11 protein-coding genes are annotated in these 14562 nt (G+C 64.1%); 5 read left to right on the top strand and 6 right to left on the bottom strand.

The window, feature by feature from the left end:
- Positions 1 to 17: 17 nt before the first annotated feature.
- The 4 genes from G9373_RS33375 to G9373_RS33360 form a co-directional block, all read right to left on the bottom strand.
- A complete protein-coding gene (locus G9373_RS33375; RefSeq protein WP_167119065.1) occupies positions 18 to 1706 on the bottom strand; it encodes an FAD-dependent oxidoreductase in 1689 nt (562 codons plus the stop codon).
- Positions 1707 to 1732: 26 nt separating this feature from the next.
- Complete coding sequence (locus G9373_RS33370; RefSeq protein ID WP_167119062.1) at positions 1733 to 3472, bottom strand: FAD-dependent monooxygenase; 1740 nt, start codon at positions 3470 to 3472, stop codon at positions 1733 to 1735.
- A gap of 82 nt (positions 3473 to 3554) precedes the next feature.
- The gene (locus tag G9373_RS33365) at positions 3555 to 4475 is read right to left on the bottom strand and encodes a VOC family protein (RefSeq protein WP_061043743.1); all 921 of its coding nucleotides are present in this window, start codon (positions 4473 to 4475) and stop codon (positions 3555 to 3557) included.
- A gap of 4 nt (positions 4476 to 4479) precedes the next feature.
- Positions 4480 to 5337 (bottom strand): fumarylacetoacetate hydrolase family protein, encoded by an 858-nt coding sequence (locus G9373_RS33360; RefSeq protein ID WP_061043742.1) that lies wholly within the window; start codon positions 5335 to 5337, stop codon positions 4480 to 4482.
- Positions 5338 to 5494: 157 nt separating this feature from the next.
- Between G9373_RS33360 and G9373_RS33355 the strand changes: the two genes are divergently transcribed.
- Entirely contained in the window at positions 5495 to 6193 is a 699-nt protein-coding gene (locus G9373_RS33355; protein ID WP_061043741.1) for an FCD domain-containing protein, read from the top strand.
- A 449-nt stretch (positions 6194 to 6642) separates the two neighbouring features.
- On the opposite strand, the gene G9373_RS33350 is transcribed toward G9373_RS33355, so the two are convergent.
- Positions 6643 to 7170: a PadR family transcriptional regulator gene (locus G9373_RS33350; RefSeq protein ID WP_167119059.1), complete on the bottom strand. Its 528-nt coding sequence runs from the start codon at positions 7168 to 7170 to the stop codon at positions 6643 to 6645.
- 82 nt (positions 7171 to 7252) lie between these two features.
- On the opposite strand from G9373_RS33350, the gene G9373_RS33345 reads away from it, so the two are divergent.
- The 3 genes from G9373_RS33345 to G9373_RS33335 all read left to right on the top strand — a co-directional run bounded on the left by G9373_RS33345 (position 7253) and on the right by G9373_RS33335 (position 12618).
- Positions 7253 to 7813 carry a hypothetical protein gene (locus tag G9373_RS33345; RefSeq protein WP_167119056.1) on the top strand — a complete coding sequence of 187 codons (561 nt, stop codon included), beginning with the start codon at positions 7253 to 7255 and terminating at the stop codon, positions 7811 to 7813.
- Positions 7797 to 9113: a carotenoid oxygenase family protein gene (locus tag G9373_RS33340; RefSeq protein WP_167119052.1), complete on the top strand. Its 1317-nt coding sequence runs from the start codon at positions 7797 to 7799 to the stop codon at positions 9111 to 9113. The genes G9373_RS33345 and G9373_RS33340 overlap by 17 nt, the downstream gene beginning before the upstream one ends.
- Before the next feature lie 2086 nt (positions 9114 to 11199).
- Entirely contained in the window at positions 11200 to 12618 is a 1419-nt protein-coding gene (locus tag G9373_RS33335; RefSeq protein ID WP_167119049.1) for an SLC13 family permease, read from the top strand.
- Here the strand turns inward: G9373_RS33335 and G9373_RS33330 are convergent.
- Positions 12610 to 13212 (bottom strand): TetR/AcrR family transcriptional regulator, encoded by a 603-nt coding sequence (locus tag G9373_RS33330; RefSeq protein WP_167119046.1) that lies wholly within the window; start codon positions 13210 to 13212, stop codon positions 12610 to 12612. The genes G9373_RS33335 and G9373_RS33330 overlap by 9 nt on opposite strands.
- Before the next feature lie 122 nt (positions 13213 to 13334).
- Between G9373_RS33330 and G9373_RS48345 the strand changes: the two genes are divergently transcribed.
- On the top strand, positions 13335 to 14561 hold the full coding sequence (locus G9373_RS48345; RefSeq protein WP_167119043.1) for a cytochrome P450: 1227 nt from the start codon (positions 13335 to 13337) through the stop codon (positions 14559 to 14561).
- Position 14562 lies beyond the last annotated feature (1 nt).

Here is a 14562-nt window from a genome sequence, read left to right as displayed (position 1 = left end):
GTGGGATGGGCGCTGGGTCACGCCGAGGTCGACGCAGTTGCGGACTCGAGAACGGGCTCGGCTGATGCGCGGTTGGCGGCGCGGTAGGCGAAGGCGATGATGGGACCGAGGGTGGCGCCGCCGGCCCAGTAGCTACCGGCCGACGGGGAGGCGACGCAGTTGCCGACGCCGTACAACCCGGGGATGGGATCGTTCCGATCGTCGAGGACCTGCGCGTCGGTGTTCGTCTTGGGGCCACCCTTGGTGTCGAGTGTTCCGCCGGTCAGCAGGGCGGCGTAGTAGGGACCCTGGTCGGCGATCGGGTGCATCGTGGGATTCGGAGAGGTACCGGGACCGATGGCGCCGTTGAACATCAGCTGCACCGGCTTCTCGCCGCGGTGGAAGTCCTCGTCGACGCCGCCGCGGGCGAAGTCGTTGAATCGGTCGATGGATGATTGGAGCGTCGGAACGAAGTCGGTGTCCAGTCCGACGCCGCCAGTAGCTCCGCGATACCGCCGTAGCCTCTCGTCGATCCGGGCGGCGAGGTCGCCGAGGGTGTCAGCGGAGATGACGTGCGAGTGGTCAGCGCCGGGCGGCGGGATCAGACGTCCGTATTCGGTGTCGGCCGAGTGGGTGTGACTGCGCTCGTCCCAGATCTGAATCATCACGAGGTTCGGGTATTCGGCCTTTTGGGCATCCCAGGTGAAGAATTCTTGGGCCAGTTCGTTATACGGCAGCTTCTCGTTCATCGTCCGCTGGCCGTACTTGTTCACGAACAACGTGCTGTCGCCGGCGACACAGAAGCTGCCGATAAGGTTCGGGGATTTGTTCACCGACTTCTCCAGCGAAACCGGGCACATCCAGGCGTAGTTCATGTTTCGCAGCTGCGCGCCCGCACCGGTGCTGATGGGAACGAAGTCGCCCTCGTTGGTGGGGGCGGCGCATCCGGCGAACAGCGGGACCGACAGGTAATTGCGGCGCAGTTCGGGATCGTGACTGAACCCGCCGGTGGCGAAGATGACCGCTTTACGGGCCAGAAGCCGAACCGTGTGGCCGTCGGCTGTGGAGGCCTCTACCCCGACGACCCGCCCGTCGTCGCGGATGAGACGTTGCACGCGGTGCCGGGTGCGGATATCGACTCCGTCCCGGACCGCAACCTCGGTCATCGACCGGATGCTCTGCGTGCCGCCATCTGCCATGGTGTCCTTGGCATCCTCGTGGATCAGGACCCGGCCGCGGGGGGTCCTGTCCTCGGGAAGGTGCGACCAGTAGTCGACGGCGTCGGGGACGTGCCGGTACGGGAGGGCGCCGCGTGCGGCGAGCAGTTCGGCGGCGGGGGAGGCGCTTTCGTAGATGGCGCGCAGCGCTGCGTATTCGTCGTCCGGGAGGCCCAGGCTCGGGCTTGCCGGGTCGTACATGGTGGGGCGGGACAGGCGGGCAACGTAGCGGAGGTAGTCCTCCTCGGAGTCGTCCAGGCCTGCCCGGCGGAGCGGTTCGTTGTTGGGCACCCAGTACCAGAACGCGGCCTTGCGGGCCGTACCTCCCAACGCGTCTGCCTTTTCGAGCAGGATGACGTCGTTGCCGTTCCATCGGCTGAACAGGGCTGCGGGGAGTCCTCCGCCGCCTCCTCCGACGACCACGATGTCAGTGGTGTCGTCGATTGTCGTCAGGGGTGCGGGGAGCGCAGACTGCCGAGGAGGGGTGTGGGGCGACTGGGGTGAGGTCATCAGGTTCTTCCTTCGATGTCGCGGTGTCAGTGCAGGACGGAGGACAGTGCTGTGCGCAACGCTTCGAGGGGTATCTCGGGAAGGTCGGGGCTGCACCAGGCGATGTGGTGGTCGGGGCGGACCAGCAGTGCTCCGCCGTCGCTGATTTCGCGTACTGCGGTCCACTCTCGGAGGACATCGTTGTACTCGCAGCCGACCCCGACGCTGACGACCGGGAGTTCGATGCCCAGTTCGGAGGCGAGTTTGTTGGCGGCGGCGCGCCAGGGTTGGCCGCCCTCACCGACGAGGAGGCTGAGTCGTCCGTGGCCGGTCAGATCGAGCGTCGACACCTGTCGGGTGTGGTGTTCGAGCCAGGCGTGGGGAAGCCGGGCGCCGGGGTGGGTGGACGGCTGGTAGTACAGTTCCGGGTCGCGAACCGGCGGCGGGAACGGAGTGCCGTCGTCGACGACGCTGCTGGAATGGTAGCGCTGTCCGAGTTCGATGCCGTGTGCGTTGAACTGGTAGTTCTGCAGTTGCACGGCGTCATCGAGTCCGGTGCGTCGCCGGCGTCCGGCGTCGGTGTCGGAGAATAGTTCGTGGACCGTGTCCCAGCCTTCCTCGGCGGACTGCCCGGGCCGGAAGCCGAGGGCTTCTGAGATCGGTAGCATGTCGCGCACACTCTGCATCGCGCGATCGACGACCTGCTGGCCGACGGGTTGGCGTTCCTGGGTGTAGCTGTCGAGCAGGGTTGGGCCGGCGTGACCGCGGAGGACGAAGGCCAGTTTCCAGGCGAGGTTGAACGCATCCTGGACCGAGGTGTTGGTGCCGAGTCCGTTCGCCGGGGGGTGGCGGTGGGCGGCGTCGCCGGCGAGGAAGACCCGGCCCTTCTGGTAGGTGTCGGCGATGACGTGGTTGATCTGCCACTTGCTGACGGCCTTGATCCGGATGTCGATGCTGTCGTCGCCGATGGTGGCGCGGGCGCGTTCGATCACCGACGCCTCAGAGGTGTCCGGTTCGCCGTCCTCGGGGTTGTACATGCACAGCAGCACCCACTCGGTCCACGGCTTGACGCAGATCCAGGTACCGGAGCCCACCCAGTAGTCGTTGCCCGGCTGGGCCATCCAGTACAAGGTGCCGGGCCGGTACGCGGTGTACTGGGTGAGGTCGGCCTCGAGCCAGATGTTCATCGCCGCGCCGAGTCCCATCTCGCCGCGCAGCGGGAATTCGAGTTGTTGCGCGACAGTGGAGCGGCCGCCGTCGGCGCCGATGGCGTATTTGGCCCGGATCCGGTATTCGGTGCCGGTGGTCCGTTCCCGCACCACCGCGTGAACGTGGTCGGCGTCTTGGGTGATCTCCACGACTTCGGTGGAGAAGCGGACCTGCGCTCCGTACTCGTTGGCGGCCTCGAGAATGAGTGGTTCGAGGATGTGCTGGGGGATGTTGCACATCGCGCTCGGGCTCGCGGCGGTGTAGTCGGCGTGCCGGTGGGTCCCGGTGCCCCAGGTTTTCAGGCGGGCGAGCTCTTGGCCGGCGAAGCTGGTGGCCCAGACATTGTTGCCCATCAACTCGTTCGGGACCGCCGCCGCCCGGATACGGTCTTCGATGCCGAGGTCGCGGAAGACCTCGATGGTGCGTTGGTTGGTGATGTGGGCGCGGGGTGAGTTGGCCGTGCCGGAGTAGCGGGTTACCGTCAGGGCGTCGACGCCGTGTTTGGCGAGAAAGGCTGCCGCGGTCAGGCCGGCCGGCCCGGCGCCGACGACCAGCACATCGGTCTCGATGGTCTGCATGACTGATAGTCCTCCTCGGGCACAGCCCGGGTGGAAGGGATAGGGGATCGGGCGGCCTGTCAGCAGGCCAGGCGGGCTGGAGTCAGCGGCCGCTGTGGGCGCCGGTCATCATCGCGGCGAGGTCTTCCGGGTTCAGGAACGACGGCGGCGGCGGTGGGCCCCAGTTGAACAGGCCTTTCGCGCCTTCGAGGTCTTCCGGGGTCCACATCGAATCCTCGGGGATGCAGTCCATGTCGGAGTAGTACTCGGCGAAGTTCCCGGCGGGGTCTTTGAGGTACCAGAAGAAGTTCGAGCCGGCATGGTGTCGGCCGAGGCCCCAGACGTGCCGCTCGGGGTTGCCCTCCAGCATGGCGAATGCACCGCGGCCGACCTCGTCGATGTCCTCGACCTGCCAGGAGGTGTGGTGCAGGTAGTTCACCGGTGCTTGCAGAACGAGCACATTGTGGTGGTCTTCCGAGCACCGCATAAAGGTGCCGTGACCCTTGATGTGGTCGCTGATCTTGAATCCGAGGCCGTCCACGAAGAAGCGCCGGGTTTCCAGGTAGTCGATCGATCCGATCACCGCGTGGCCGAGTTTGCGTGGCCGGATCGGTGTGTCCCGCGTGATGCCGGGTGCGCGGCCGAGTCGGTCGATGCGCCCGGGACCGTTGTAGGGGGTGGTCGGCGCTGGAGCCTGAGCAATGCGCGGGGCGATGCGAACGAGGGCGCGTATACCGGCGACGGGTTCCTCGGCCATGATCTCGGAGTCGCCACGGCGCCACAGGAATCCGCTCGCGTCTAAGCGGTGGGCGATCCGATCGAGGTCGTCGCTGTGGTCGGCGGCGACCACCAACTCGACCAACCTACGGGTGGGAGAGTGGACGATATGCAGCTGGTCGCCCCCGTCTATGGTGGCGAATCGCCCGTCGCCGGTGCCGGTAAGGCCGAAGTCCGCGTAGTAGCTGCTGGTGTCCGCTACGTTGGGCACTCCCATAGTGATCGAGGCCAGCCGATGCAGTGCCATCTGGTCACCGACCGGACTCGGTGCGAACGACGAAGCGTTGCTCGAGCTCACCGATGCCGGTGATGTACGAGCGCAGCACATCCCCGTCGCGGAGAAAGCGCGGTGGTGTGCGGCCGACCCCTACGCCGGCGGGGGTGCCGGTGAAGATGATGTCACCGGGCAGCAGCGGAGTAATGGCCGATAGTTTGGCCACCAGTTGCGGTACCGAGAAGATCATCTCGGAGGTGCGACCCTTCTGCATCAGCTCACCGTTGATCTCGCAGCCGAGCTCGATGTCGTCCCGGTCGGGGAATTCCTCCGGCGTCACCAGCACAGGTCCCATCGGAGAGAATCCGGGGTAGGACTTGCCCAGACTGAACTGTGGCGGGGACGCCAAAAACTGGGTGTCGCGCTCGGAAATATCCTGACCGATCGTGAGCGCCGCGACATAGTCCCAGCCGTTTGCCTCCGGCACCCGATGAGCGTGGCGTCCGATCACCGCGACCAATTCCACTTCCCAATCGGTCCGCGGACCCGGAATCTCTACCTCGCCCCTCGGGTCAGCGAGTGAACTGCGGAACTTTGTGAACACCGGGGGGAATTCCGGGACGTCGTACTGCGACTCGGCCGCGTGTGCGGCGTAGTTGAGGCCTATGGCAAACACCTGCGGCGGCGCCGGGACCGGGTTTTGCAGTGCTGTCGGGTCGAATGGCGCACCCTGACCGTTCAGCTCGTTACCTTCGGCCCACCGGGCGAACTCGTCCCACTGCTCCAGAACGGCGGTGGCGCCGGGGCCGAAGCGATCGCCGCTGGCGTCCGCGACATCGATCGCTCGGTCGCCGGCAATGATCACGGCTCGACCCTCGATTACTCCTACACGCACGACATTGGCCTCCGAGGCTCGGCGGCGCGGTTCAACCCGCGCCAGTAGTTGAAATGTGTACCACCAATGTGTACTCCGTCACATTCGCAGAGTCAATGAACTTTCGAAAGTGTTGCTGACTTACTCGAGTCATTCCATCCTTCGATACACTCGGCATATGGCGGAACGGCGCGGCAGGCAGACACGGGGAAATGCGGTGTACGACGTGCTGCGCGCCGAGATCCTCGGCGGTCGGCGGCTACCCGGCGACCGCCTCAAATTCCCCGAACTCTCCGCGAGCTTCGACGCGAGCGTTAGTGTCCTGCGCGAGGCGCTGACCCGGCTCGCGGCGGAAGGCCTCGTTGTCTCCGAACCCCACCTTGGTTATGCGGTGCCCACACTGTCGGCCACTCAACTCGAGGAACTGACCGACGCTCGCCTCGAGCTGGAAGCGCTGGTCTTCTCCCGCTCCATTCAGGAGGGTGATCTCGCCTGGGAATCGCGACTCGTGGCGGCACACCACACGCTCGTCGGCGTTCCCTTCCTTACCATCGAACATCCGGTCCGGGTCACCGACGAGTGGGCCGAAGCCCACGCCGCGTTCCACTGCGCCCTCCTCGATGGCTGCACCAACAGGCGCCTGCTCCAGATGGCAACCGGGTTACGTGACGAAGCGGAATTGTATCGACGCTGGTCCCAACCCCTCGGGACCGAGAAAGACCGCGACTTGGCCACCGAACACCGGCAATTGATGGAATCCGCTCTGGCTCGCGATGTTCCCGCCGCCAACGCAATGTTGCGCGAACATATCTCACACACCACACGCCTGCTGCTCGCGGCGGCCGAAGCTGGGTCGGCAGGCGTTGCCCGGCGGTGAAGGGCTGAGGGCGAGGACTGACATGTACGCCACCGCATCGCTCCTGACGATCAGCGGCGGCGCTCCTGAGCAGCGGGGTCCGCGGGCATGGCGCGATATCCGACATCGGAAGTCGGCATTCGCGGATGCGAGGAATTCCATGCCACCGTCACTGCGGAATTCCCTCGGGACACCGAACACCCGGGTGTCCTGATGGGGACGGTCCTGGGTGGGTGCAACGACTAGATAGCTGCGTTCAACCGTCGATTCTCATCGCGGATGACGACCTCGGCACGGTTCGACAACCACGCCGACTGAGCCGCGATGCGGGGATGCCAGGTGAACGAATCCTCGTATCGGAAGCGGCACGCGCCGGGGCGGTCGCGATCGCGAAAGGCCATTGTCCGCAGGTCCACCTACGCGAAGGGTCCTTCACACCGCTCGCAGGTCCATTCTCCGTTCGCGGCTCCTCACCGTGACGCGCTTTGCTCGTCGGTCAGCCGGTCTATCGCCCAGCGGGCCCAGTTCGCCTCCATTTGGTGATGGCGCAGGCCGTACTCCAGTGCGATACGGCCAAATTCGTCCGAGCGGCCATCCCATTGGGCCTCCTGGAGTATCGCGGCCAGGTGCTTGAGCTCTTCCTCGGCTTTTCGTTGGACATCGGCGAAGAACTCGACCGCACTTGGCTCATCCGCTTCGGACAGAAGGAAGACTCGAAGCAGACGCGCACTCCGGGGCGGGGTGGCATCAGGGGTTGCGAGCCACTCACGCAATGCATCGCGGCCGGTGTCGGTAATGGCATACATCTTCCGCCGGCGGGGTCCCTCCGCTGCCACCTCGATCAACCCCTCGTGCTCCAGCTTGCCGAGCTCGCCGTACAACTGGCTCTGAGTGGCGGCCCATACGTTGGCCATTGAAGAGTCGAAGCGCCTCAAGAGGTCGTAGCCACTGCCGGGTTCTTGCGCGAGGAGGCCGAGCGCAGCGAATCTGAGACTCATATCGACACGATACCCCAGCGTTGACATGTCACTCCTGACATGTCACTCTGCATAGGTCACTACTGACCTATTAGGGGTGCCCATGTCCGTCATTTTCGCTGTATGCCCATGGATCGTGTACGCGATCGTCTCGTCATTCACGTCGGTCGCGGTCGCATCGCTCGTTAGTGGTGCGGCAGCTCTGATCCTCATCGGGCTGCGGATCGCCAGGGGAGGTCGTCCCGCAGAAATGACCATCGACATTGCTTCGGCAGTCTTCTTCATTGCCGTAGCGGTGTGTTCCGCGGCAACCGGTTCTGATCTGGTCGGGCGATACATCGGTGCTGCGTCCGAGCTATGGCTCGCTCTGGTGGTCGCCGTTGGACTCGCGCTCAGTCGCCCATTTACTGAGCCCATCGCGTCGCGCGAGGTGCCGCCTGAGTTGCACGGCACTGATGCCTTCCGCAAATTCAATGTCAAAATCACCAAGGCATGGCTGGGGAGCTTCCTCGCAGCGGGCCTACTGATCCTGGTGTCGATCGCAATTCTCGGCCCAGAAGGCCGGTTCGCCACCTACGTTCTCATTCCCATCTCGATCCTGGTTCCCGTGAGATACACGGCGTACCTCGCCGGAAAGGAACGACTCGATGCCGTCCCTGCATGACAGTGACCTCAATCTGCCAGCCCTCCACCTGCGGGGGAATCGCGCTCCCGTCAACCGCGAAGTTACCGTCGACAAACTCCGTGTCACCGGCCGAATTCCCGCTGAGCTCAATGGTTGGTACCTTCGCAACGGTCCCAACCCGCGAAATGCTTCCTCGCACTGGTTCCTCGGCGAGGGCATGCTTCACGGGGTCCGTCTGCGTGACGGCAACGCAGAGTGGTACCGCAACCGTTGGGTGCACACAGCGAAGTTCGACGGTGACCCCACTCCACTTTATGATCAGCAAACCGGCAGCCGCAATCTGCATGTTTCCGAGGCCAATACGCACATCGTAAGTCACGCCGGGCGCACTCTTGCGCTCATCGAGTCGGCGTTGCCCTGGGAGGTGACCCGCGAACTCGACACCTTGGGTGTATACGACTTCGGCGGTGCCCTGACCAATTCGATGACCGCCCATCCCAAGACCTGCCCTATCACCGGAGAACTGCACTTCTTCGGCTACGGCAGCCTGACCGCCCCGCACGTGCGTTACCACCGTGCGGATGTCGACGGCACCCTCGTCGTGGATCAGCCGATAGACGTCCCCGGTCTGACGATGATGCACGACTTCGCAATTACCGAGAAGTACGTCCTATTCCTTGATCTGCCAGTCGTGTTCAATGTCGAGCTGGCACGACTGGGAACCATGCCGTATCGCTGGAACCCCGACTACAAAGCGCGCATCGGTGTACTTCGTCGCGATGACCCGACCACCGCAGTGCGGTGGTTCGACATCGAGCCCTGCTACGTATTCCACGTCGCAAACGCGTTCGACACCAACGACGTGATCACCCTGCATGCGGTGCGCTACGAGTCGATGTGGGTCGATTCCAGCTCAGCATTCGATGACCATGGAACATTGCACGAGTGGACGATCGACCTTAGCCGAGACAGGATCACCGAACGCGCGCTAGACGACCGGAGCATCGAGTTCCCGCGAATCGACGATACGTTGACGGGACTGCCTCACTCTCACGTCTTTGCGGTCGGGGCGCACCACCTCACCAGGTACGACGTAAACTCAGCGGCTTACCAGACACGCGAGTTCGGGGCAGACGAGCCCGGCGAGTCCGTCTTCGTGCCCACACCCACCGGTGCGGGATACCTTCTGCTATTCGTGTATCGCGCCGACACCGACACCAGCGACCTCGTGATTCTCGACGCCGGCAACCTGGCGGCTGCGCCAATGGCGGAGATTCACCTCGGTGTCCGCGTCCCAGCCGGATTCCATGGCAACTGGTTTCCCGACTCACTCGCCTAGAGTGATGGCCTGCGGCGCGGGCTCTGCGCGGGGGTGTAGACCCTTCCGCACCGACTTAGTCATAAGTCTCGAAACAGTCAACTTGGTGCGGAGGTCGTCCCACGCAATGTGTGTGTTGTAGCGGCGTGGCGGCGGAGATCCCCGTGGAAGGTGCCGCCGAGGCGGTTTCGCGAGGACGCGGACGCTTGGTGGTCGAGATCGCCCGCAGTGTGCGGGGCGTAGAACTCGCGGACACGAACAGCACGACAGGGCGCTGAATGCCTATCGAGGGCTTCAGAAGTGTGCCGGTTGCGACGCGGCGGGCCGCGCATTTCTCGCCGGAGGTGATCGGCGAGGGACCGGCGTAGCTTCTTCGACTCTGGTGGTGGTGTAGCAGTCGGGTCGTGCCCGCCCTCGCCGAGCACGCGGCGCTGAGTAGACCAAGTTGTGGCAGCAGTGGCCGGGTGTGAAGTAACCGCCTCGGCGTCGACTTCGGCAATCGACCGGCTCGACCTGACGATGAGGCCGAGGGCGGCACGGCACGGTGGTGAAAGACACGGGCGTCCGCGGCGCTGGCGCAGCACGCTCGACCCGCATCTCCGGGGGACTCTTTCCGGCTAGCGTTGTCGCGGCGTGCAGGTCGTCGGACACTTCCAGCGCGTCCGGGCAAACCTCGCGCAGCGTGGTCTGCTAGGTGGCGCACACCCGGATCAACTTCCGGGTCGGCGTGCGAGGGTCGGTACATGCGCCCCGGGCCGTCCGGAGCTTGGCATCACCGTCGTCGAAGTTCGCGCCTGTGGCGTGGCGCCTGAGCGGTAACGCGACCACGACCGGCTTTTCGCGGTGGCCCCCTACCAGTTTTGTGTATTGCGCCGATACCGGATGACCTTCCGGGTTCGGGCACGGCGAGAGCCGTTCGCCCGCATCATCTATCAGTTGCACGTCGGGATGGTCATCGGCCCAGTCGTGTTCGACAAAGTTCGTCGATCGCTCATCCGGCTTCTGTCTCGGATGAATCCTGTTCGTGTCCAGAGGCTCCCCAGGCGGAAGCTAACGAATCGATGCCCGCGCGGCCCGACACCCCACCAGCGCGGAACGGCCGGACGCACTCCTCTCGGCAACCCACGTTCCCTGTGAGTGTGGCTCTGACCCAGTCCTCTTATCGTCTAAACCTCGAAGGCGACGCCCACCCCGCGGCGTGAACGGTGCTCATCCGCCGGAGGCAGTGGTTGGCTTTTCCGCACGATCCGCTACCAGGCAAGCACGCTCATCAAGCCTCGAACTGCAGGGACCGGCGCCTCATTTGGTACACGGGCGCGACGGCTGGGCTCCATCCGTCGCACGGATGGCATCGCACAGACATGGCTGCGATGGATCGCGAAGCCGTCGATGCCGAAGAGCCTGTCCTCGCCGGGCTTCGACGCTATTGCGACTGCCCCCGGAAGATGCTGCCAGATGAGAGATCGGCACGATACTGCGTCACCGTCCCCAACTGGGATTGAGCTGGCGCCGGCGTTCCCGGCTCGTGCAAACCAGTTCCTTTGGAACAAAGTTGAAGATTCTGGTAGGCAGAACAGGAAGTCTCGACAGAGACGTGCATCACATTTACTCTTGCCCTACCGAGCTCACGACGGACCGCCACAGGCCGGAGCGCGAGACATAACAAGGACCGCGATCTGCCGTCGGAGAGGGACCTGGATGAATGACCACTGCAGGCTTGCGAGCGCCGTGTCGCGCATTGCCGCACCATGGTCGGACGACGCTGATCTGGGAGGTTTCAGGCAACCGGACACTGCGCGCCCAGGCGACTCGGTGCTCGTCCTCTACGGCGCGGCGTAAGGCTGCCGACGACGAGCGCACGCCCATCGTCACCGCTGGATCAGGACTACATCGGTCTTCTCTCGTAGGGGTATGCGTCCATCCGTAGGCGGTAGATCTTCAAGAGGCAGGTTCTGGGGACAGGCGATTGCCGCTGACTCGGGCGGGACCAATGCCGCCTCGGCCGGAGTTAGTGGCTACGCCGACTTCAAGTGCGCCCCTTGACCGTCCACGCTGGTTAGGCGGAGACCCGCAACCAGCGTATTCGAAACAATACTGGAGGTTCGTTATGTGGATCGACGCCCTAGGGGTGGCGGCATTGGTCGTCACCTTCGTGCTAGGCACGGTCACGAAAGTCAACATGGGCGCGCTTGCGTTTGTTGCGGCCTTCGCGCTTGGCTTGATTGTTGTCGGTGAGAGCCTCCCCGACGTGCTGTTGGGATTCCCGACCAGCTTTTTTCTGCTGATCTTCGGCGTAACCTACCTCTTTTCGGTGGCGGGTTCGAACGGCACGACGGACTGGATGGTCAGAGGCCTGGCCCGCGCTGTACGGGGTCGGGCGGTGGTGGTGCCCTGGACCCTGTTCGTCGTCGGCGCCGCCGTGGTCTCCCTTGGAGGCCCGGGGCAGGCTGTAGCGGGAATCGTCGCGCCAATCGGCCTCGGTCTCGCGGCTCGCTTCGGAATCAGCCCGATACTGCCAGCGATCATGATCGTGGCGGGGATCTGCGCTGGGGCGTTCTCGCCGATTTCGATCCTCGGTATCGTTGCCAACGAGCAGGCCGTGCGAAGCGGGCTCCCCTCAATGCCCATCGGCCTATACCTAGTCACGATCTCGTTCGGGATCGGTGTCGCGGCAGTCGCATTCGTCCTGTTCGGCGGGCTCCAGCTAAGGCGATCTCCGCTCAGAACGGATGAGAGCTACTCGAAGAGTCGCTATTCGACCGAAGGTTTCGGTCCCCCCAGTCGCACGGTGGATAACGCCACAGCAGGTCGAATCGACACCGGCGGGTCGGATGCTACCGCCAAATCGGTGATCCCGGACTCTGAGTTCGGGTCGACCAAGGTCGCCGACCAACCGGCGCCAGGGCCTGCGCCTGCGCCTGCGCCTGCGCCTGCGGGAGGTTTGGTGACCCACGTGGCGACGCTCACTGTCGTCCTCACCGTCGCTGTCGGCGCACTGGCGTTCGGCGCCGACATCGGTGTCCTCGCGATTTGCGGGGCGGTGTTGTTGCATTTGATTGCGCCCGGACCAAACCCGACTAAACAAATCAATTGGGATGTGCTACTGCTGATTTGCGGTGTCCTCACCCTCATCGAAGTTCTCAAGCGCGCAGGAACAGTGGACCGGCTTGGCGAGGCAGTTGGAACCATCGGATCTCCTGCCATTGGTGTGCTTGTGGTGTGCGCTGTTGCCGCCCTGATCTCCGCCTTTGCATCCAGCACGGCGACCCTTGGGATCCTCGTCCCGATCGCTGCAACCCTTGTACCGGTCGGCGGTCTTGCCCCGTTGGCCGTTGTGTCAGCGGTGGGTCTCTCGGCGACACTCGTCGACGCGAGCCCGCTTTCGTCCGCAGGTGCGCTCGTGGTGGCCGGTGCGCCGGCGCAAATGCAGCGCAAACTGTTCCGGGCTCTGCTTGTTTGGGCCATGGCGATGGTCGTCGCTGTTCCGGTGGCGACCTTTGCCTTCCTTATCCTGCCCTCAAGCTGACCCTCGATCACTGATCCCGTGCATGACGAGTTGCACGACCCTCCTGGCTGTGTCCTCATCGAGTGATGGATAGCGAGTCAGGAGGGCCTGGTGCAGTGGTGCGAGAAGGACTGCCGCTGTGAGATCCGCGTCGATACCGGCGCTCAATCCGCCTTCGCGGACGGCCGCGTGCAGCAGGGCGCCGAGGCCGTCTCTGCGGGCCGCGAAGTACCGTCTTTCGACTGTCGCGGCGAGCGCTGGTCTGTGCTGAGCGTCTGCAAGTACGCCTGCAAGTACTGGGCCGGCAGGACCGCCGAGGTACCGCGCTTCGGCTTCGAGATAGTGCCGCACCCGATCGAGGACTGGTCCGCCGCGGACGGCGTCCGGCTCGCCGAAAGCCTCGAAGATCGTGTCGAGGGCTACGTCTGCGCGGTTGTCCCACCACCGGTACACGGTCTTCTTGCTGATGCCCGAGGCTGCGACGAGCGCGTCGACCGTTAGTGCTGCGTAGCCCCCTGCCTCGATCAGTTCGCGTGCAGCACCGATGACCTGCCGCCGAACGCGCTCGCGAGGGCGTCGGGTGGGGGTGTCCGGTTCGGTGAGCGGTTCTGTCATGGCTTCAGTCTGCCTGGTGCAGGGGCCGCGGCAGAAACAAATAAGTAGACGACACGGATCGTTTACTTATACGCTGAGGTAGGCGAGACAAGCTCGCCTCGACCGCTGAGAAGGAGATATCGGTGCCCGCACACGAGACGAGCGCGGTGGACAGCGCCACGAGCAGATGCCCGAGAGACCGCAGCCCGGTCGCGGCCATCGAGTTCGACCCCTACGACAGCGACCTCACCGAGCCCATCGTCTGGAACAAATACGACGAGCTCCGGTCCGCCGGTCCGGCAGCGCACTCACCGGCTCGAGGAGGCTTCTACCTCCTTGGCCGCTTCGCTGAAGTCCGAGCCGCTCTCCGCGACCCCGAATCCTTTTCATCAGCGTCAGGGCACCGGATTCCGACCGACGGAAGCCAGAAGTCCATTCCGATTGACTTCGACCCGCCGACACATACCGACTATCGACAAATCATGACGCACGCCGTGTCACCCGATCGTGTACGCCAGATGAGACCGTTCGTACACGATCTCATCACTGACCTCGTGGGAGAGTTCCGCAAAACCGGCGGAGGCGACTTCGTACGCGCTGTCGCTCTCCCGCTTCCGTTGCAGGTGCTTACTGAACTGGTCGGATTCTCGGTCGGAACGGTTTCGCGATTCCGTGAGCTGACAGAGGCAATGTGGAGCCGCATCACCCACGTGGACTATTCCGAAGCGCGCGGGCAAATCTACCTCCTGATGCAGGCGGAACTGGAACATCACCGTCGTGAGCCCAAAGACGACTTCGTAACGTGGCTCCTTGACGCGACCGCCAATGACCGTGAGATCACAGATGACGAGCGGATTCGTATCCTTTCCACCTTCGCCGTCGCCGGGCATGAGACGACGATGAATGCGTCAAGCACACTTGTCTGGTTACTCGTATCCCGCCCGGGATTACAGGACCGGCTCCGCGCCGACCCCGCGCTGGCTCCACGCTATGTCGAGGAGATGTTGCGCTATCGCACCCCTGCACAGAATTTCGCCAGACGCACAACCTGCCCGGTGGATATCAAAGGAATGCAGATCCCCGAGGGAGAAGCGGTCCTGTTGTCCTACGCCGCCGCCAACCGCGACCCAGAGAGGTTTCCGAATCCCGACCAATTCGACCCAGACCGCGAAAGTCGTGGGCACCTTGCTTTCGGCTGGGGTATCCACCAATGCATGGGTGCTGCGCTGGCCCGCTCGGAACTGACAATTCTCCTCGAAACACTCTGCGAGCACCCTCCTCTGAGACTCACCGATGACGTGAGATGGAGCAGCCTGCAGGGCGGCAACCACTTCGGCCCGACACAACTTCCTCTGACCTTCGACGAATAGG

Source organism: Rhodococcus sp. A14 (assembly GCF_011603105.1).
GTDB classification, from domain to species: domain Bacteria; phylum Actinomycetota; class Actinomycetes; order Mycobacteriales; family Mycobacteriaceae; genus Rhodococcus_F; species Rhodococcus_F opacus.
This window is presented reverse-complemented; position numbering and strand designations above follow the sequence as displayed.

Coding starts and splice junctions, on each gene's coding strand:
- G9373_RS33375 (WP_167119065.1), bottom strand. CDS start 1,706: ATGACCTCACCCCAGTCGCCCCACACCCCTCCTCGGCAGTCTGCGCTC.
- G9373_RS33355 (WP_061043741.1), top strand. CDS start 5,495: ATGGCGGAACGGCGCGGCAGGCAGACACGGGGAAATGCGGTGTACGAC.
- G9373_RS33350 (WP_167119059.1), bottom strand. CDS start 7,170: ATGAGTCTCAGATTCGCTGCGCTCGGCCTCCTCGCGCAAGAACCCGGC.
- G9373_RS33370 (WP_167119062.1), bottom strand. CDS start 3,472: ATGCAGACCATCGAGACCGATGTGCTGGTCGTCGGCGCCGGGCCGGCC.
- G9373_RS33345 (WP_167119056.1), top strand. CDS start 7,253: ATGTCCGTCATTTTCGCTGTATGCCCATGGATCGTGTACGCGATCGTC.
- G9373_RS33330 (WP_167119046.1), bottom strand. CDS start 13,212: ATGACAGAACCGCTCACCGAACCGGACACCCCCACCCGACGCCCTCGC.
- G9373_RS33365 (WP_061043743.1), bottom strand. CDS start 4,475: ATGGCACTGCATCGGCTGGCCTCGATCACTATGGGAGTGCCCAACGTA.
- G9373_RS33340 (WP_167119052.1), top strand. CDS start 7,797: ATGCCGTCCCTGCATGACAGTGACCTCAATCTGCCAGCCCTCCACCTG.
- G9373_RS33335 (WP_167119049.1), top strand. CDS start 11,200: ATGTGGATCGACGCCCTAGGGGTGGCGGCATTGGTCGTCACCTTCGTG.